Origin of the sequence: Streptomyces endocoffeicus, assembly GCF_016741935.1 — a bacterium.
Classification (GTDB): domain Bacteria; phylum Actinomycetota; class Actinomycetes; order Streptomycetales; family Streptomycetaceae; genus Streptomyces; species Streptomyces endocoffeicus.
Genome location: NZ_JAERRG010000006.1, coordinates 1 through 19,776 on the forward strand (window position 1 = coordinate 1; position 19,776 = coordinate 19,776).

At 71.7% G+C, this 19,776-nt stretch carries 5 protein-coding genes and 2 pseudogenes; 6 read left to right on the plus strand and 1 reads right to left on the minus strand.

Annotation, left to right across the window (positions count from 1 at the left end):
• Positions 1-140: 140 nt before the first annotated feature.
• The 4 genes from JK364_RS16870 (at position 141) to JK364_RS16885 (ending at position 16,852) form a co-directional block, all read left to right on the plus strand.
• On the plus strand, positions 141-14,081 hold the full coding sequence (locus JK364_RS16870) for an SDR family NAD(P)-dependent oxidoreductase (protein WP_443732261.1): 13,941 nt from the start codon (positions 141-143) through the stop codon (positions 14,079-14,081).
• Positions 14,082-14,204: 123 nt separating this feature from the next.
• Entirely contained in the window at positions 14,205-15,050 is an 846-nt protein-coding gene (locus tag JK364_RS16875) for an SAM-dependent methyltransferase (protein WP_201851918.1), read from the plus strand.
• Positions 15,051-15,273: 223 nt separating this feature from the next.
• Entirely contained in the window at positions 15,274-16,116 is an 843-nt protein-coding gene (locus JK364_RS16880; protein ID WP_201851919.1) for an aldo/keto reductase, read from the plus strand.
• A gap of 34 nt (positions 16,117-16,150) precedes the next feature.
• On the plus strand, positions 16,151-16,852 hold the full coding sequence (locus tag JK364_RS16885; protein WP_201851920.1) for an alpha/beta fold hydrolase: 702 nt from the start codon (positions 16,151-16,153) through the stop codon (positions 16,850-16,852).
• Between the two features lie 70 nt (positions 16,853-16,922).
• Here JK364_RS16885 and JK364_RS16890 read toward each other — a convergent pair whose 3' ends face one another.
• Entirely contained in the window at positions 16,923-17,624 is a 702-nt protein-coding gene (locus tag JK364_RS16890; RefSeq protein ID WP_201851921.1) for a hypothetical protein, read from the minus strand.
• Between the two features lie 527 nt (positions 17,625-18,151).
• On the opposite strand from JK364_RS16890, the pseudogene JK364_RS58035 reads away from it, so the two are divergent.
• Both JK364_RS58035 and JK364_RS58040 read left to right on the plus strand, forming a co-directional pair.
• A pseudogene (locus JK364_RS58035) lies at positions 18,152-18,694 on the plus strand (ATP-binding cassette domain-containing protein); the annotation flags it as partial.
• Between the two features lie 219 nt (positions 18,695-18,913).
• A pseudogene (locus tag JK364_RS58040) lies at positions 18,914-19,559 on the plus strand (ATP-binding cassette domain-containing protein); the annotation flags it as partial.
• Positions 19,560-19,776: the final 217 nt, after the last annotated feature.

The following is a 19,776-nucleotide window of genomic DNA, read 5'->3' on the forward strand; positions in this document are numbered from 1 at the left end:
AGCAGCGTGGGGAGGCGGGTCGTTTCGGTCTGCACCCGGCACTCCTCGACGCCGCCCTGCACACCGCGGCATTGGGAGGGGACGACTCTGAACAGGACTCCTCCAGCCCGGGCCCCGGACTACCGTTCGTCTGGAGCGGTGTGTCCCTGTACGCAACGGGCGCGGACACCCTGCGCGTACGGCTCGCTCCCGCCGGACCGGACGCGGTTTCGCTCCTCCTCGCTGACACCACCGGGGCGCCGGTGGCCTCGGTGGCGTCGCTGGTGACCCGTACGGTGACCCCCGAGCAGTTCCGCGCCGCGCGGAACGTGACGCATGACGCGCTGTTCCACACCACATGGCGTGAGGCCCCCGCCCAGCATGAAGCCCCCGCGGCCACCGGACAGTGGGCGTTGCTCGGGAGCGTGGCACCGCACCTTGACGCCTTGAGCGGCGCGGATGACGCCACGTATCCGGAACTGGCGGATCTGATCCAGGCCATGAACGACGGTATGGCTGCCCCCGACACCGTTCTGGTCTCCTTCACGGCTGATTCCGGAGCCCGCGCCGGTGACCCGGCCGAGGCACGAGGGATGGCCCATCGTGCTCTGGGTGTGGTGCAGGGGTGGTTGGGGGAGGAGCGGTTTGCCGGATCGCGGTTGGTGGTGGTGACGCGGGGCGCGGTGGCGGCCATATCGGATGAGGATGTGCCGGATGTGGCGGCTGCCGCGGTGTGGGGTTTGGTGCGGTCGGCGCAGGCTGAGCATCCGGATCGTTTCGTTCTGGTGGATGTGGATGACGTATCGATGTCGTCCGACGTGCTTCAGTCCGTCTTGTCGTGTGCGGAACCTCAGGTGGCGGTCCGTTCCGGGAAGGTTCTGGCACCTCGGTTGTCGCGTGCCGTTGTTCCTGCGGCTTCTGCGGCTTCTGCGGCTTCTGTGGGTTCTGCTGAGGGAGCTGGGTCGGGCCTTGGGTGGGATCCCGAGGGCACGGTTCTGTTGACCGGTGCCACCGGCACGTTGGGTGGTTTGGTGGCGCGGCATTTGGTGGCCGAGCGTGGCGTGCGGCATCTGGTCCTGGTCTCTCGGCGGGGACGGGAGGCCGCTGGTGCGGTGGAGTTGGAGGCCGAGCTGGCCGGGCTTGGTGCCTCGGTGACGGTGGTGGCCTGTGATGTCGCCGACCGTGAGGCGTTGGCGGGGGTGCTGGCGTGTATTCCGGCGGATCGTCCATTGCGCGGCGTAGTGCACGCGGCCGGTGTACTGGACGACGGCGTCATCGAGACCTTGACCCCCGAGCGTGTCGACACGGTGCTCCGCCCCAAGGTCGATGCCGCCTTCCACCTGCACGAGCTGACCCGGGATATGGACCTGGCGGCGTTCGTGGTGTTCTCCTCCGCGGCCGGCACGTTCGGCGGCGCCGGACAGGGCAACTACGCCGCGGCGAACGCTTATGTCGACGCCCTGGCGGCACACCGACGCGCGCTCGGCCTGCCCGCCGTCTCGCTGGCCTGGGGGTTCTGGGCCGAGCGCAGTGGAATGACGGGCCACCTGGCCGACGAGGACGTACGGCGGATGCGGCGCGGCGGCATCGCCCCGCTGACGTCGGAAGAGGGCCTTGAACTGTTCGACGTTTCCGGGAGCATGGCGCAGCCCGTCCTGCTGCCGGTACGCCTGGACCTCCCGGCCCTCCGCGCCCAGGCGGCGTCCGGCGCGGTGCCCGCCCTGCTCGGCGATCTGCTGTCCGTTCCCACGCGTCGTACCGTGCGGTCGGCCGACGGTGGCGCGGGCGAGTCGGAACTGTGGCGGCGGCTTGCGCCCCTGTCGGCGGACGAACAGGACGAAGTCCTGCTGAACCTGGTGTGCACCCACGTCGCCGAGGTGCTCGGCTACGCGGGCGCCGACTCCATCGAGGTGGGGCGTGCGTTCAAGGAGCTCGGGTTCGACTCGCTGACGGCCGTCGAACTGCGCAACCGGCTGAACGCGGCCACTGGGCTGCGGCTGCCCGCCACCCTCGTCTTCGACTACCCCACGCCCGTGGTGATCGCGCGCCATCTGCGCTCCGAGCTGGTCGAGGCGTACCAGGGCGCCACCCTGTCGGTCTCTCCGTCCGGCGCCGCCGGTACGGGCACGCTCGCCACCCATGACGAGCCCATCGCGATCGTGGCGATGAGCTGCCGCTTCCCCGGTGGGGTACGGACACCGGAGCAGCTGTGGCAGCTCCTGGAGCGCGGCACGGACGCCATCTCCGCCTTCCCGGAAGACCGTGGCTGGGATGTGGAGGCGCTGTACGATCCGGACCCGGACGCCGCGGGGAAGAGCTATGCCCGCGAGGGCGGCTTCCTCCACGACGCGGGTGACTTCGATCCTGCGTTCTTCGGGATTTCGCCGCGCGAGGCGCTGGCGATGGATCCGCAGCAGCGGCTGCTGCTGGAGACGTCGTGGGAGGCGCTGGAGCGGGCCGGTATCGACCCGTCGACCCTGCGTGGCAGCCAGACCGGGGTCTTCGCCGGTGTGATGCACCACGACTACGGGCTGTTGCGGGGCCCCGGCGGTGGCCCTGGTGCCCCCAGCGCGGGCAGCATCGTCTCGGGGCGGGTCTCCTACACCTTCGGTTTCGAGGGCCCGGCGGTCACGGTGGACACCGCGTGTTCGTCGTCGCTGGTGGCGCTGCACCTGGCGACGCAGTCGCTGCGGCGGGGCGAGTGCTCGCTGGCGCTCGCGGGTGGTGTGACGGTGATGTCGACACCGGGTCTGTTCGTGGAGTTCAGCTGGCAGCGCGGGCTGTCGGCGGACGGGCGGTGCAGGGCCTTCGCGGGCGCGGCGGACGGCACCGGGTTCGCCGAGGGCGCGGGGGTGCTGCTGCTGGAGCGGCTGTCGGACGCACGGCGTCATGGCCATCGGGTGCTGGCGGTGGTGCGTGGTTCCGCGGTGAATCAGGACGGTGCGAGTAATGGGCTGTCGGCGCCGAATGGTCCGTCGCAGCAGCGGGTGATCCGGGCGGCGTTGGAGAGCGCTCGGCTGTCGGCCGCTGAGGTGGACGCGGTAGAGGCGCACGGTACGGGTACGAGGCTTGGTGACCCGATTGAGGCGCAGGCGTTGCTGGCGACGTACGGCCAGGAGCGGGCGGCCGAGGAGCGGCCGCTGTGGCTGGGCGCGATCAAGTCCAACATCGGCCATACGCAGGCGGCGGCGGGTGTCGCGGGTGTGATGAAGATGGTGCTGGCGATGCGGCATGGTGTGCTGCCGAAGACGTTGCATGTCGATGAGCCGTCGCCGCATGTGGAGTGGTCGGCGGGCGCGGTGGAGTTGTTGACGGATGCGGTGGAGTGGCCGGAGAGCGGCCGTCCGCGGCGAGCGGGTGTGTCGTCGTTCGGCATCAGCGGCACCAACGCACACGTCATCCTGGAGCAGGCGCCGACGGCGCCGTCCGAAGCCGAATCCTCTGACGAGCCAGGGGCGTTGGCCCCTTCTGCGGTGCCGTGGGTGGTCTCGGGGCGGTCCGAACCCGCGCTGCGAGCGCAGGCGAGTCGGCTGGCGTCGTTCGCGGGGGAACGGTCGGAGCTGCCCATCGTGAATGTGGCGCTGTCGTTGGCGACGACGCGTAGCGCGTTCGAGCATCGTGCCGTGGTGCTGGCCGCTGACCGGGCTGGTCTTGTCGATGGCTTGGAGGCGCTGTCGATCGGCGATCCGGCGCCGGGTGTGGTTCAGGGTTCGGCGGTGCCGGGCAAGTTGGCGGTGTTGTTCTCGGGTCAGGGCAGTCAGCGGGTCGGGATGGGCCAGGGGTTGTGCGAGGCGTTCCCGGTGTTCGCGGATGCCTTTGATGAGGTGTGTGCGCGGTTCGATGGGTTGCTGGAGCGTTCGTTGCGGGAGGTGATTCGTGGGGACGTGGCGGGGTTGGATGAGACCGCGTATACGCAGTGTGGGTTGTTTGCGGTGGAGGTGGGGCTGTTCCGGTTGGTGGAGTCGTGGGGTGTGCGGCCGGATTTTGTGGCCGGGCATTCGATTGGTGAGTTGGTGGCGGCGTATGTGGCGGGTGTGTTGTCGCTTGCGGATGCGTGTGTGTTGGTGGCGGCTCGTGGGCGGTTGATGCAGGGGTTGCCGTCGGGTGGGGTGATGGTGTCCGTGCGGGCGGCTGAGGCGGATGTGCTTCGGTTGCTGGTCGGTCGTGAGGCTGAGGTGAGTGTGGCGGCGGTCAACGGTCCGCGTTCGACCGTGATCTCCGGCGCGGAAGAAGTCGTGGTGGAGATTGCCGGGCTGCTGGAGGCCGAGGGCGTCAAGACCAAGCGGCTGCGGGTCTCGCATGCCTTTCATTCGCCGTTGATGGAGCCGATGCTGGCGGAGTTCCGGCAGGTGGCCGAGGGGCTGTCGTACGCGCCTCCCCGTATCCCCGTCGTGTCGAATGTGACGGGTCTGGTGGCGGATGCCGAGGCGCTGTGCTCCGCCGAGTATTGGGTACGGCACGTCCGTGAGACCGTGCGCTTCGCCGACGGCGTGGCGGCTCTCGCGGAGGCGGGTGTGACGACCTCACTGGAGCTGGGCCCGGACGGTGTGCTCTCCGGGATGGGCCAGGAGTGCGCTCCCGACGCCACCTTCGCCCCGGCCCTTCGCACCGGTCGGGACGAGGCCGCCTCGCTGCTCGAAGCGCTGGCTCACGTCCATGTCCGGGGTCGCTTCGTGGACTGGGCGACCGTGCTCGCACCGGTGCGCCCCCGGACCGTCGAGCTGCCCACGTACGCCTTCCAACGGGAGCGGTACTGGCTGGAGTCGGCCGCGGCCACGGCGGATGTGGCCTCGGCGGGGCTCGGTTCCGCGGAGCATCCGCTGCTTGGCGCCGCGGTGACGCTGCCCGACTCCGACGGATGCCTGTTCACCGGTCGGCTGTCCGCGCGTAGCCACGCCTGGCTGGCCGACCATGAGGTGCTGGGGGCGGTGATGCTGCCTGGGACGGCGTTCGTCGAGCTGGCGCTGCACGCGGGCGACCGCGTCGGATGCCCCCGGCTGGAGGAGCTGACGCTCGAGGCACCGCTGGTCCTGCCCGAGCACGGTGGCGTACAGGTGCGGGTGACGGTCTCCGACGCCGATGACTCGGGGCGCCGGGCGCTGACCGTGCACTCACGCGAGGACGGCGGGGAAGGGCCGTGGCTTCGGCACGCGACGGGCGGTCTCGCGCCCGAGCCGTCCGCCCCCGCTCGCGCCGCCCTCTCCGTCCTCTCCGCCTCCGTATGGCCGCCGCGGGACGCCGAACCCGTGGGGCTGGACGGGCACTACGAGCGGCTTGCCGAAACGGGGCTGCGGTACGGGCCGGTGTTCCAGGGGCTGCGTGGCGTGTGGCGGCGCGGAACCGAGGTGTTCGCCGAGGTCACGCTGCCCGACGAGGCGGGGCAGGACCCGCGCCGCTTCGGCCTCCACCCGGCCTTGCTGGACGCCGCCCTGCACGCCGTGGGCGCCGCGGCCACCGGTACGTCGGAGGAGATCCGGCTGCCGTTCTCATGGAGCGGGGTGTCGGTGTACGCGACGGGCGCAGCCATGTTGCGCGTACGCCTCACCCCCACCGGCCCGGATGGTATGGCGCTCTCGATGGAGGTGACGGACGGGACCGGTGCGCCGGTGGCCACGGTGGACTCGCTGGCGACGCGCCCCGTCTCCCCCGAGCAGGTCAACGCGGCACGTGGTGCGGTGCACCAGTCCCTCTTCCAGCTGAACTGGAGCGTTCTGCCGGGCGACGGGGCGCCGGTGGAGAGCGCCGTGGCCGAGGTGGCGCCGCTGGACGGCGTCGACTGGCACGACATAGCGGCATTCGGGGAGGCGATCGGCGCCGAAGGGGCAGTGCCTCCGGCGGTGGTGTGTGCGGTCCCGCCGGTGCGCGCCGCCGAGGCCGACGCGATACGGGACGTGATCCATCGGGCGCTGGAGCTGGTGCGCGGATGGCTGGCCGAGGAACGGTTCGCCGGATCGCGCCTGGTGATCGCCACGCATGGCGCGGTGACCGTCGAGGACGATGAGAGCAGTCAGAACGACAAGGCCGTGGTGGATCTCGCGGCTGCCGCCGTATGGGGCCTGGTACGGACCGCGCAGACCGAGTACCCGGATCGGTTCGTCCTGGTCGACCTGGACGGTGGGGAACGGGAACGGGAACGGGAACCGGAGCACGAGGCCGGGCGTCGGCCACTGACTCCCGGGGCCCTCTCCCTGCTGTCCGCCGCGGTGGCGAGTGGCGAACCCCAGGTGGCCGTGCGCGGCGGGCGGCTGCTTGCGCCCCGCCTGGGCCGAGTGCGGACCACCGGGACCGCCTCGGTTCCCGAGGCCGCCGGGGCCGCCCCGGCTCCCGAGACCACCGGGACTACCCCGGTTCCCGAGACCACCGGGACCGCCCCGGCTGCCGAGACCACCGGGGCCACCCCGATCGCCGAAGCCGCGACGCACTCGGCGGTGCCCTCGGCGGCGTGGGACGCGGAAGGCACGGTCCTGGTGACCGGCGCCACCGGCACCCTGGGCAGGCTGGTCGCCCGCCACCTCGTGGCCGAGCGCGGCGTACGCCATCTGCTGCTGGTGAGCCGTCGTGGCGTGGACGCCCCCGGCGCCCGCGCGCTGGAGGCCGAGCTGGTGGCGGCGGGTGCCTCGGTCGGCTGGGCCGCCTGCGACGTGGCCGACCGGGACGCCCTGACCGCCGCCGTGAAGGGCATCCCCGCAACGCATCCGCTGCGCGGGGTGGTCCACACGGCCGGGGTGCTCGACGACGGCGTCATCGCATCGCTGACACCGGAGCGCGTGGACGCGGTGCTGCGCCCGAAGATGGACGCCGCTCTGGCCCTGCATGAGCTGACCGAGGCGATGGACCTGTCGGCGTTCGTCGTGTTCTCCTCGGCCGCCGGAACCTTCGGCACCGCCGGACAGGCCAACTACGCGGCCGCCAACGCCTTCCTCGACGCCCTCATACGGCGCCGCCGGGCCTCGGGGCTGCCCGGCCTGTCCCTCGCCTGGGGTTTGTGGGACGAGCGCGACGGAATGGCCGGCGGGCTGGCCGAGGCGGATCTGCGCCGTATGGGCCGGGCCGGAGTGGACGGTCTGTCGCCGGAGGAGGGCCTGGCCCTGTTCGACGCGGGGTGTGCCGGGGAACCGTCCGTGGTCATCCCGATGCGACTGGACCCGGCCAAGGCGCGTGGCGCCGATGGCGAAGTGCCGTACATCATGCGGGAGTTGGTGCGGCCTATGGCGCGCCGGACCGCGGCGGAGGGCACCGGTGCCGCGGGTGACCTTCGGGAACGGCTCGCCGCCGCCACGGTGTCGTCAGAGGACGGCGAACGCCTGGTGCTCGACCTGGTGCGGCGCTGCGTGGCCACGGTGCTCGGCCACGGTGGGGCGGCCGCCGTGGAACCGGGCCGCGCCTTCAAGGACTTCGGCTTCGACTCGCTGACGGCGGTGGAACTGCGCAACCGCCTGGGCACGGCCACCGGACTGCGCCTCACGGCCACGCTGGTGTTCGACTATCCGAACCCGATCGCCCTGGCCCGCCATCTCCACCAGGAGCTGACCGGCGGAGGCGACGGCGTACGTACCGCTCACCCCTCCCTGCCCACCGGCAAGGCGGACACCGGCGAGGACCTGGTGGCGGTCGTCGGCATGGCCTGCCGATTCCCCGGTGGCGCCCGGTCCCCGGAAGAGCTGTGGCGGCTGCTCGCGGCGGGCGACGAGGCCATTTCCGGCTTCCCCGTGAACCGCGGCTGGGATGTGGCGGGGCTGTACGACCCCGACCCGGAGGCGGACGGCAAGAGCTATGCCCGGGAGGGCGGCTTCCTGCACACCGCCGGCGAGTTCGACCCGGCGTTCTTCGGCATCTCGCCACGTGAGGCCCTGGCGATGGATCCGCAGCAGCGGCTGCTGCTGGAGACGTCATGGGAAGCGTTCGAGCGGGCCGGAATCGACGCGACGACCCTTCGGGGCAGCGCGACCGGTGTCTTCGCGGGCCTGATGTACCACGACTACGGATCCCAGCTCCGGAGCGTCCCCGAGGGCGCCGAGGGCTACCTCGCCACGGGTGGGTCCGGAAGCATCGCATCGGGGCGGGTCGCCTACACCTTCGGTCTCGAGGGTCCGGCCGTGACCATCGACACCGCATGTTCGTCGTCGCTGGTGGCGCTGCACTTGGCGGCGCAGGCACTGCGGCAGGGCGAATGCTCGCTGGCGCTGGCGGGTGGCGTGGCGGTGATGTCCACCCCCGCCACCTTCGTGGAGTTCAGCCGTCAGCGCGGGCTGGCGCCGGATGGCCGGTGCAAGCCGTTCGCCGCGGCCGCGGACGGCACGGGCTGGGGCGAGGGCGTGGGCATGCTGCTGCTGGAGCGGCTGTCGGACGCGCGCCGCAACGGCCATCAGGTGCTGGCGGTGGTACGTGGCTCCGCCGTCAACCAGGACGGTGCGAGCAACGGCCTCACCGCGCCCAACGGACCGTCCCAGCAGCGGGTGATCCGGGCGGCACTGGCGAACGCGCGGCTGTCGGCGGCCGAGGTGGACGCGGTGGAGGCGCATGGCACGGGTACGACGCTGGGCGATCCGATCGAGGCGCAGGCGCTGCTGGCCACGTACGGCCGTGAACGCGCCGACGGACAGCCCCTGTGGCTCGGCTCGATCAAGTCCAACATCGGGCACACCCAGGCCGCGGCCGGGGTCGCGGGCATCATGAAGATGGTGCTCGCCATGCGGCATGGTCTGCTGCCGCGGACGCTGGGCGTGGACGAACCGTCGTCGCACATCGACTGGACGGCGGGAGCCGTCGAACTGCTCACCGAGGCCAGGCCCTGGCCCGAGACCGGCCGCCCACGCCGGGCGGGGGTTTCCTCCTTCGGCCTGAGCGGCACCAACGCGCACATCATCCTCGAGCAGGCGACGGCTGCCGAGGGCGAAAACTCCGAGGAGCCCGGGGAGTTGGCGCCCGCTGTGGTGCCATGGGTGCTGTCGGCGAAGTCCGATGCCGGTGTGCGTGAGCAGGGCGGGCGACTGCTCTCGCTCGTGACCGGGGAGACCGGCCCGGCGGTGACGGACATCGGTCTGTCGCTGGTCACCACGCGCTCGGCGTTCGAGCGTCGGGCGGTGGTGCTGGGTGGTGACCGTACCGCGCTCGTCAGCGGCCTGACCGCACTGGCCGAGGGCCGCGAGGCGACAGGTGTGGTGCGGGGGGCCGTGGTCGGCTCCGACACCCGTGCGGCCTTTGTCTTCCCTGGTCAGGGGTCGCAGTGGGTGGGGATGGCGGTGGGGTTGCTGGAGTCGTCTCCGGTGTTCGCGGAGCGGTTGGGTGAGTGTGCGGCGGCGTTGGGGCCGTTTGTGGACTGGTCGCTGGGCGATGTGCTGGGTGATGCGGCGGCGCTGGAGCGGGTGGATGTGGTGCAGCCGGTGTTGTGGGCGGTGATGGTGTCGTTGGCGGAGTTGTGGCGTTCGTACGGTGTAGAGCCCGCGGCGGTCATCGGTCATTCGCAGGGTGAGATCGCGGCGGCGTGTGTGGCGGGTGCGCTGTCGTTGGAGGATGCGGCGCGGGTGGTGGCGTTGCGGAGCAAGGCGCTGCGGGCGCTGTCGGGGCTGGGCGGCATGGTGTCGGTGTCGCTGCCCGTGGAGGCCGTACGGGAGCGGCTGGGCCGGTGGGGTGAACGGCTGTCGGTGGCGGCGGTGAACGGGCCCTCGGCGGTCGTGGTCTCCGGTGACACGGACGCGTTGGACGAGTTGCTGGCGGTGTGCGAGGCGGACGAGATCCGGGCGCGCCGCATCCCCGTCGACTACGCCTCGCACTGCGCCCATGTGGAGGAAATCGAGGGCGAGTTGCTGCGGGAGCTCGCGGGTATCGCTCCTCGCTCGTCGTCGGTGCCGTTCTACTCCACGGTCACCGCGGGTGTGCTGGACACCACGGGGCTGGACGCCGGGTACTGGTACCGCAATCTCCGTCAGACGGTCCGCTTCGACGAGACCGTACGCGCTCTGTTCGCCGACGGTTTCCAGGTGTTCATCGAGGCCAGCGCCCACCCGGTGCTCACGATGGGTGTGGAGCAGACGGCGGAGGACCATGGCACCCGTGTCACCGCGGTCGGTTCGCTGCGCCGTGACGAAGGCGGCCTGGAGCGCTTCCTGACCTCCCTGGCCGAGGCTTACGTGGGCGGCGCGGCCGTCGACTGGGCGGGGACGTTCGCGGGGACGGGCGCGCGGCGCGTCGACCTGCCGACGTATGCCTTCCAGCGCACGCACTTCTGGCTGGAGTCCGAGGCCATCGACGCCGCTGGTGATGTGGCATCGGTGGGGCTGGATGCGGCCGGGCATCCGTTGCTGGGGGCCGCCGTGCCGCTGCCCGACTCGGACGGTTTCCTGCTCACCGGTCGGCTCTCGCTCCGTACCCACCCCTGGCTCGCCGACCACGCGGTGGCGGATGTCACGCTGCTGCCTGGCACGGCCTTCGTGGAGTTGCTGATGCGGGCCGGTGACGCGGTCGGCTGCGAACGGGTGGACGAACTGACCCTGGGAGCACCGCTGGTGCTGCCCGAGCGGGGCACGGTCCGGCTACAGGTCGCCGTCGGCGGTCCTGACGAGGCGGGGCGGCGCTCGGTCGGTGTGTACGCGCAGACGGAGGACGGCCCCTGGACACAGCACGCCACCGGTGTGCTCGGCAGCGGCGGCCCCTCGGCGGCTGCTGCCGACCGCGCCACTGAGCCGGAGGTATGGCCCCCGGCCGGTGCTGAGGCGGTGGATGTCGGCGGGCTCTACGAACGGTTCGCACGGACCGGGCTGGGGTACGGGCCGTCGTTCCAGGGGCTGCGCGCCGTCTGGCGCAAGGGCGACGAGGTCTTCGCCGAGGTCCGTCTGGCGGAGGAGGCACGGCAGGACGCCGAGCGTTTCGGCCTCCACCCGGCCCTGCTGGACGCCGCGTTGCACGCGATGGCTTTCGGCGGCTTCGTCCGCCTCCCCGAACCCGATGGCAACGTCCGCCGGGACGAGGGGTCCGGCACCGGACGGGTCCGGCTTCCGTTCGCCTGGAGCGGAGTGGCGCTGCATGCCACCGGCGCGTCCGCGTTGCGGGTGCGGCTGGCCCCGGCCGGGGCGGACGCGGTATCGCTGAGCGCGCTCGACGAGTCGGGGCAGCCGGTGGCCTCGGTGGCTTCGCTCGTCACCCGTGCGGTCGCCCGCGACCAGCTCGGTGCGGCGCATGGTGCCTTCCACGAGTCGCTCTTCGGCTTGGAGTGGACGGCGCCCGCGGCCGTGTCCCCGTCGTCCGGCGCTCCCGGCCGTTGGGCCGTGCTCGCCGAAGGCGACACGGAGCTGTCGGCGGCGCTGAAGTCGGCGGGCACGGCCGGTGCTCTGGCCGAGACGCATGCGGATCTGTCCGCTCTGGGAGAGGCCATCGAGGCGGGGCGAACGGCGCCGGATCTGGTGTTCGCCTCCGTGTCCTCCCTCTCGCCGACCGCCGAGGCGGTCCGTGCCGCAGCACCGACCGCCGAGGCGGCCTGCGTCGTGGCACCGTCCGCGGAGGCGGCCTGCGTCGTGGCACCGTCCGCGGAGGCGGCCTGCGCCGTGGCACCGTCCGCGGAGGCGGTCCGTGCCGCGGCGCACCGGGCGCTCGCGCTGGTGCAGTCGTGGTCGGCCGATGAGCGGTTCGGACGGTCCCGGCTGGTGCTGGTCACCCGTGGGGCGGTCGGTGTCCGGCCCGGGGAGCCGCTCGCCGATCCGGCCTGCGCGGCGGTGTGGGGACTCGTGAGGTCGGCGCAGTCGGAGAATCCCGACCGGTTCCTGCTGCTCGACCTGGACGACCAGGAGGCGTCGTTCGCCGCCCTGCCGCAGGCCCTGTCGGGCGACGAGCCGCAGCTGGCGGTGCGCGGCGGCGCGGTGCTGGTGCCACGGCTCGCCCGGGTCCCGGCGGCCCGCGCGGCCACGTCCACGTCGGGCGGGGAGCGGGACGACGAGGCCGTGGCCACTCCGCTGTGGGACCCGGAGGGAACGGTCCTCATCACCGGCGCCACGGGGGTGCTGGGCTCCTTGGTGGCGCGTCACCTGGTGGCCGAGCATGGCGTACGCCATCTGCTGCTGACCAGCCGCCGGGGCCGCGAGGCCACGGGCGCCGCCGAGCTGGTGGCCGAGCTGACCGCGTCGGGGGCTTCGGTGTCCCTGGCCGCCTGCGACACGGCCGACCGCGCCGCGCTGGCGCGGCTGCTGGCCACCGTACCGGCCGAGCATCCGCTGACCGGGGTGGTGCACGCGGCCGGTGTGCTCGACGACGGGGTGATCGGGTCGCTGACCCCCGAGCGCGTCGACACGGTGCTGCGGCCCAAGGCCGATGCCGCCATCAACCTTCATGAGCTCACGGAAGACCTGCCGCTGTCCGCGTTCGTGCTGTTCTCCTCGGCGGCGGGCGTGTTCGGTGGCAGTGGCCAGGCCAACTACGCCGCGGCCAACGCGTTCCTGGACGCGCTCGCGCAGCGGCGCAGGGCGCGGGGGCTGCCGGCGGTCTCCCTGGCCTGGGGGCTGTGGGCCGAACGCAGCGCCATGACGGGGCACATGGACGACAGCGACGTCGAACGGCTCAATCGGGCGGGAGTGACCGCACTGTCGTCGGAGGAGGGCCTGGCGCTCTTCGACGTGGCGACCGCGCAGGCGCATGTCCGGGCTGCCCGGACCGGGGATCCCGGAGCGGGCGAGGGCACCGATGCGAGCGGCGGCGGTCGGCCGGAAAGCGTCACCGACGTGCACCCGGAGAGCACCACCGAGGCGAGCCCGCTCCTGGTACCCATGCGGCTCGACATCGCCGCCCTGCGCGTGCAGGCCGCCTCCCTCGGCGTCCCGCATCTGCTGCGCGGGCTGGTCCGGGTCCCGGCCCGGCGCGCCGCCCACAACGCCGCCTCCGGCTCCGCCACCGGCGCCGGGGGAGTGGAGCCGATCGGGCAGCGCCTGCACGGGCTGTCGGTCAGGGAGCAGACCCAGGTCCTGACCGAGCTGGTGCGCACCCATGCCGCCACCGTGCTCGGCCATGACTCACCGGACCTGGTGGAGGACGACCACGCCTTCCTCGAGCTGGGCATCACCTCGCTCACCGCGGTGGAGGTCCGTAACCGGCTCAACCTCGCCACCGGTCTCAACCTGCCCGCCACACTGCTCTTCGACCACACCACACCCGCGGCGCTCGCCGCCCACCTGCGCGCCCAACTGGTCCCCGGCGCCCCGGACTCCGCACCCCAGGGCGATGCGTCGGCCACGGGAACCGCACCCCAGGCCACCACCGCCGGTGCGGCCACGCCCTCCGGTGCGGCCAAGGCCGCGACCGGCTCGACGATCGAGGCGCTGTACCGGCAGGCGTGTGCCGATGAACAGTACGTGGCGGGCACCCAGCTGCTCATGGCAGCGGCCCGGCTGCGCCCGTCGTTCCGTACGGCGGCGGAGCTGACCACGCCGCCCAAACTGGTGCGGCTCTCCAAGGGCGGTACGGCGGCGGGTCTGGTTTGCTTCCCGTCGCTGGTCGCCATCTCGGGGCCGCGTGAGTACGCCCGTTTCGCGGCCGGGTTCCGGGGCCGCCGCGATGTCTCCGTGCTGCCCGAGCCGGGTTTCGGCAAGGGGGAGTTGCTTCCGGCGAGCGTCGACGCCGTCGTGGAGATGCAGGCGGAGGCGGCGCTGCGCTGTGCCGGGGAGAAGCCGTTCGTGCTCGTCGGACGCTCGTCCGGCGGCTGGATCGCCCAGGCGGTCGCCGGGTGGCTGGAGGCACGTGGCAGCGCGCCCTCGGCGGTCGTTCTGCTGGACACCTATCTGCCGCGCAGCGAGGCGTTGCCGTGGATCCAGACGAATCTGTCCGGCAAGATGTTCGACCGGGAAAAGATGTTCGGTGTGGTGGACGAGGGCAGGCTGACCGCGATGGGCGGCTATCTGCGTCTCTTCTCCGACTGGGGGCCGACACCGATCGCCGCGCCGATTCTCACGGTGAAAGCGGAGGAATCCTTTCCGGGATCCGGGGAGGGGAACGACGAGGAATCGGCATGGGGCGCCACGCTCACCCGTATCGATGTTCCCGGCGACCACTTCACCATGATGGAGGATTTCGCCGGCGTGGCCGCCGAAACGGTCCTCAACTGGCTTGCGGAGAACGTGTGATTCGCATTGCCTGACATCCTGATAGGCTCGCGCTCATTCGAAGCGCGGAAGAAAAAACGGGGAAGGCGCTCGCGGATTTCTGATGTCGCCGAAACCCTTTCCATTACTGCGGGAGGAAACATCATGACGTCCAATGTCAGCGCGGTCGGTGAGCGGGTCGGCGAGTTCTACGACCAGCTGGTGGGCATGTTCGACGCCTCGCTGTACGGCCCGAACATCCATGTCGGCTACTGGAACAGCCAGGAGGACAGCACCACCCTGGAGGACGCCGCCGACCGGCTCACCGACATGATGATCGCGCGGCTGCGCATCGGCACCGGCTCCCGGGTCCTGGACATCGGCTGCGGCTTCGGCGGGCCCGCGATCAGGCTCGCGCAGAAGACGGGTGCCGAGGTGGTGGGCGTCAGCGTCAGCCGTAAGCAGGTCGAGAAGGCCAATGAACTGGCCGAGGCCGCCGGGGTGAGCGGCAAGGTCACCTTCCAGTACGGCGACGCGATGGACCTGGGCTTCGACGACGGCTCCTTCGACGCCATCTGGATGCTGGAATCCGTGATGCAGATGCCCGACCGGGCGGCGGCGCTCGCGGAGGCCGCCCGCGTGCTGCGTCCCGGCGGGCGGCTCGCGCTCACCGACAACTACGAGCGCGAGGAGATATCCGAGGAGCGGCGGCCGGTCATCGAGAACATTCTCCAGCGGTACCTCACCCAGCCGCCCGCGTCTTTCGAGACATACCCGGCGATGCTGCGCCGGGCCGGGCTGCGCTGTACGGAGCTGCTCGACGTCAGCGAAAGCACCACCAAGCAGTCGGTCCGGCGGCTCGGTGAGGCCATGGCCCAGAACATGGAGCAGCTGGCGTCCAAGGTCGACCCGGAGGTCTTCAACAAGTTGAAGCCCGCCGAGGGCGAGAACATGGAAATGCCCGAGCTGGGTTATCTGATTGCCACCGCGCGGCGCCCCGAAACCGCGTAAGTTCTCGGCGCCGGAATTTCCCGGCTCTCGTCGGGGAGTCATTCAGGGGCGGGTCGCCACATTGCGGCCCGCCCCTCGGTGCGGAGGGGACCGCGACCGACCGCCGCGCCCCTCGGGGCGTAGGGGGCCATGACCGACCCCCGGGCCACGCGGTGCGGGCGTCGCATCCCGCGTGGCGTCGCCTACCGTGGAGGGCAGCCGGAGAACCAGGGAGGCGGGCAAGATGACCAGCGCACCGGACACCGTCCCGCTGCCCTCGGGGGAGCGGATCCCGCTGCTCGGCCAGGGCACCTGGCACATCGGTGACCACCCCCGGCGCCGCGCCGATGAGATCGCGGCGCTGCGGCGTGGACTCGACCTCGGCATGACCGTCGTGGACACGGCCGAGATGTACGGCGGCGGCGCCTCCGAGGAACTCGTCGGAGAGGCGATCGCCGGCCGCCGCGACGAGGTGTTCCTGGTCAGCAAGGTGCTGCCCGGCCATGCCGACCGCAGTGGCGCCATCGCGGCGTGCGAGGACAGCCTGCGGCGGCTCGGCACGGACCGGCTGGATCTGTATCTGCTGCACTGGCGGGGGCGGATCCCGCTGGAGGAGACCCTCGAAGCCTTCACCGAACTCACCGAGAGCGGAAAGATCCGCCACTGGGGTGTGAGCAACTTCGATGCCTCTGACATGACGGATCTCGTCGCCATCCCCGGTGGCGACGGCGTCGCCGTCAACCAGGTGCTCTACAACCTCACCCGGCGCGGTGCGGAGTACGACCTCATGCCCTGGTGCCATCGGCGCGACATCCCGCTGATGGCCTATTCGCCCATCGAGCAGGGCCGCCCGCCGCGCACCGGCGCGCTGCGGGAGGTCGCACGGGCCCATGACGCGACGCCCGCGCAGGTGATGCTGGCGTGGGTGCTCCGACAGGGAGCGATGGCGATCCCCAAGGCCGGGCGGGCCGACCATGTCGAGGAGAACCGCGCAGCGCTGGATCTCGAGCTCACCCCGGAGGACCTGGCCGCGCTGGACCGCGCCTTCCCACCGCCCACCGGGCCCGTGCCCCTCGACGTCCTCTGAGCCCGTTGTCGGACCCTCGCCCTACCTTGCCGCCATGACGGAATTCGTATTGGTGGCGGGTGCGTGGCTGGGGTCGTGGGCATGGGACGAGGTGGTGCCGGAGCTACGGGCGGCCGGACACGGCGCCCATGCCCTCACACTGTCCGGACTCGCCGATAAGCAAGGTGTGGAGGCCGGGCAGCAGACCCACGTCCAGGACATCGTCGGCGAGATCGAGCGCCTCGATCTGCGCGATGTGGTCCTGGTGGGGCACAGCTATGCGGGCATCCCGGCCGGTCAGGCCGCCGAGCGCGTCGGCGACCGGCTGGCCCATGTGGTGTTCGTGGACTCCAACGTTCCGGTGGACGGTGAGTCGTTCCTGTCGGCCTGGCCCAGCGGCCGGGCCATGGTGGAGGCGTCGATGGCCGCGCACGACGGCTTCTGGGCACCGCTGACCGAGGCCGACTGTGAGGGCCAGGGGCTCACCGACGAGCAGATCGCGCGGTTCGTGGCCGGTTCCACGCCGCATCCGGGCGCCACACTGTCCGAGCCCGCCGTGCTGGCGCGCCCGCTCGACGGGCTTCCGGCCACGTACATCAAGTGCCTGCTCGACGGCGATGAGCCGATGGGCGACGTTGCCGAGCTGCTGAAGAGCGAGCACTGGCGGCTGGTCGAGATGGACACCGGCCACTGGCCGATGTTCTCCCAGCCGCGTGAGCTGGCCCGGACACTGCTCGGATGCGCTGGACCATCGTGACCCCGCGCCACGCCTGACGGGCGGTGGCGCACGGCGGGCCGCGCCGTGTGCCACCGCGTCGCCGGTGTGGTCACTCGCAGCCGTACCGCCAGTTCCAGCCCACGAAGGTGTGCCTCAGCTCCACGTCGAAGCGACAGCTCGCCGTTCCGTCCGCCGTCAACTGGACGTACGAGTGGTGGGTGTTGCCGTACCAGTCGCCGGTCGGGTCGAAGACCCCCTGGTACGCGAAGTCGGCGTGCGCCTCGGAGTTGACCTCGGCGCAGTCCGTGACGCAGTCGTCCTTCGCGTTCTGCGAGGTGAGCGACCAGCCGGCGTCCCACGGCTCGCGGTTCCACTCCTGGGTGGCCGTGGTGCCACCCGTGGTGATGCGGCCGTTCGCCGTGTCCCACGAGGAGGCGGAGTACAGGCCCGTCATCCGGATGTTGCAGCAGTCGTACATCTCGTTCCAGCCACGCAGCTGATGGCCGGCGGCGGTGGCGGCCGTGGTGGCGGCCTTGGTGGTGCTCCCGGCAGCGGTCGCGGTGCGGGCCGAGCGGGCCGACGCCGGGCCGTGCTGGACGGAGACCCGCTCCGGCTCGCAGTCGGCGCCAATGGTGATCTGCCCCGAAACGGCCTGGCCGGGCGCCGGAGCGGGGAGCTCGCCGGTCAGCCGGACACCGTCACAGGACTTCGGCGCCGGGTCGGACTCCTGCGCCGTCGCCACCGTCGTGCCGCCCAGGAGCGCCACCAGGGAGACGGCCGACACGGCCGCGATGCTTAACCGGCTGTTCACTTCTCACGCCCCTTGATCCGATGATCCATGCGATCCGAAACGGGCGGCGCGCCTCGGTGCGGACGCGCCGCCAGGTCACGCGGGTGATCGTAACGGCGGCCGGAGGCGACAGCGGGGGAGTGGGAAAGGTTGGCAGGAAGGTGGCAGCGCGGCCCCCGCCCCGCCGCGTCCACGACACCACACACCACGGCTGGGGTAGACTGCCCGGGTCCTGTTGTCTCCGATAGAGGTGGACGTTGCGTATCTGAGGTTCGCGATCATCGCGCGGTACGGCACAAGCCGTAGCCCGTCACGCCGTAGCCGGCCTTCTTGCCGCCCGTGACCCGCGTGGATGCGACCTCGGTGCATACGCCGTCCCTCACCCTTCGGAGGGCCGCACCCCATTCCCCGGCTTGGTCGCCGCGTGGTGCTCGCATACGTAGCCCCTTGTTCACAGCGCTTACGAATGCGAGAACACCATGGCAGCATCCCCCACCCCCAGCGCTTCCGTGACCTGCTCGGCCGTGTCCTTCCAGTGGGCGGACGGCATGTCCGTCTTCGACGGGCTCTCGCTCGGCATCGGACGGGGCCGCACCGGCCTCGTCGGCACCAACGGCAGTGGCAAGTCCACCCTGCTGCGGCTGATCGCCGGCCGGTTGCGTCCCACCGAGGGGTCGGTGACCGTCGGCGGCGGCCTCGCCTACCTTCCGCAGAACATCACCCTCGACACCACCCTCCGCGTGGACCAGGCCCTGGGCATCGCCGAGCGGCGCGCCGCGCTACGGGCCATCGAGGCCGGAGACGTCGACGAGGCCCACTTCGAGACGATCGGCGACGACTGGGACGTCGAGGAGCGAACCCTGGCGACACTGGGCTCGCTCGGGCTCGGCGATGTCGAACTGGACCGCACCGTCGGCCATCTGTCGGGCGGGGAGACCGTACTGCTGCGCCTGGCCGCCCTGCTGCTGGAGCGCCCCGACGTCCTGCTGCTCGACGAACCCACCAACAACCTCGACCTGTTCGCGCGGCGCCGGCTCTACGACGCCGTCGACTCCTGGCGCTCCGGTGTGCTGGTCGTGGTCAGCCACGACCGTGAGCTGCTGGAGCGGGTGGACCGCATCGCCGAACTGCGGGCCGGGTCGGTGACCTGGTACGGCGGCGGCTGGTCCGCCTACCAGGAGGCGCTGGCCACTCAGCAGGAGGCGGCGGCGCGCATGCTGCGGGCCGCCGACGCGGATGTGCGGCGGCAAAAACGCGAACTGGAGGAGACCCATATCAAACTGGCACGCCGTCAGCGACACAGCAAGAAGATGGACATCGAGCGGCGGGCCCCGAGAATCGTCGCCGGTGGCCGCAAGCGGGCCGCGCAGGAGTCGGCGGGCAAGCTCCGCGATCTGCACGAGGACCGCCTCCACGAGGCGCGCGAGCGGCGCGAGGAGGCCGCGGACGCGGTCCGCGACGACGCCGAGATCCGGGTGAGCCTGCCGCACACCGCCGTGCCCGCGGGGCGTACCGTGCTCAGCCTGAGCGAACTGCGCCCCCAGTACGGCGCGTTGCGCGATGCCGGCCTCCATGTGCACGGGCCCGAACGCATCGCGCTGGTCGGGCGCAACGGAGCCGGTAAGACGACACTGCTGCGCACCCTCACCGGCGAACTCGCCCCACTGTCCGGTGAGGCCAGGACGTACGTACCGCTGCGGTTCCTCCCCCAGCGGCTGGATGTCCTGGACGACGAGCTGAGCGTGGCGGCCAACGTGGCGAGCCGGGCGCCCGGCGTCACCGACAACCACATCCGCGCCCAGCTCGCGCGCTTCCTCTTCAAGGGCGCGCGTGCGGAGCAGCCGGCGGGCACCCTCTCCGGTGGCGAACGCTTCCGGGCCGCACTCGCGGCCACCATGCTCGCCGCGCCGGCCCCGCAGCTGCTGATGCTCGACGAGCCGACCAACAACCTCGACCTGGCCAGTGTGCGACAGCTGACGAGCGCGCTGGACTCCTACCAGGGCGCGCTCGTGGTCGCCAGCCACGATCTGCCGTTCCTGGAGTCGATCGGCATCACCCGGTGGCTGCTGGTCGGCGAGGAGTTGCGGGACATCGCCGCCGATGAGGTCCGGGAGGTGCTCGAGACGACATCCGCGGCAGGCGAAGTGACGGAAACGGGCTGAGACCGAGCTCC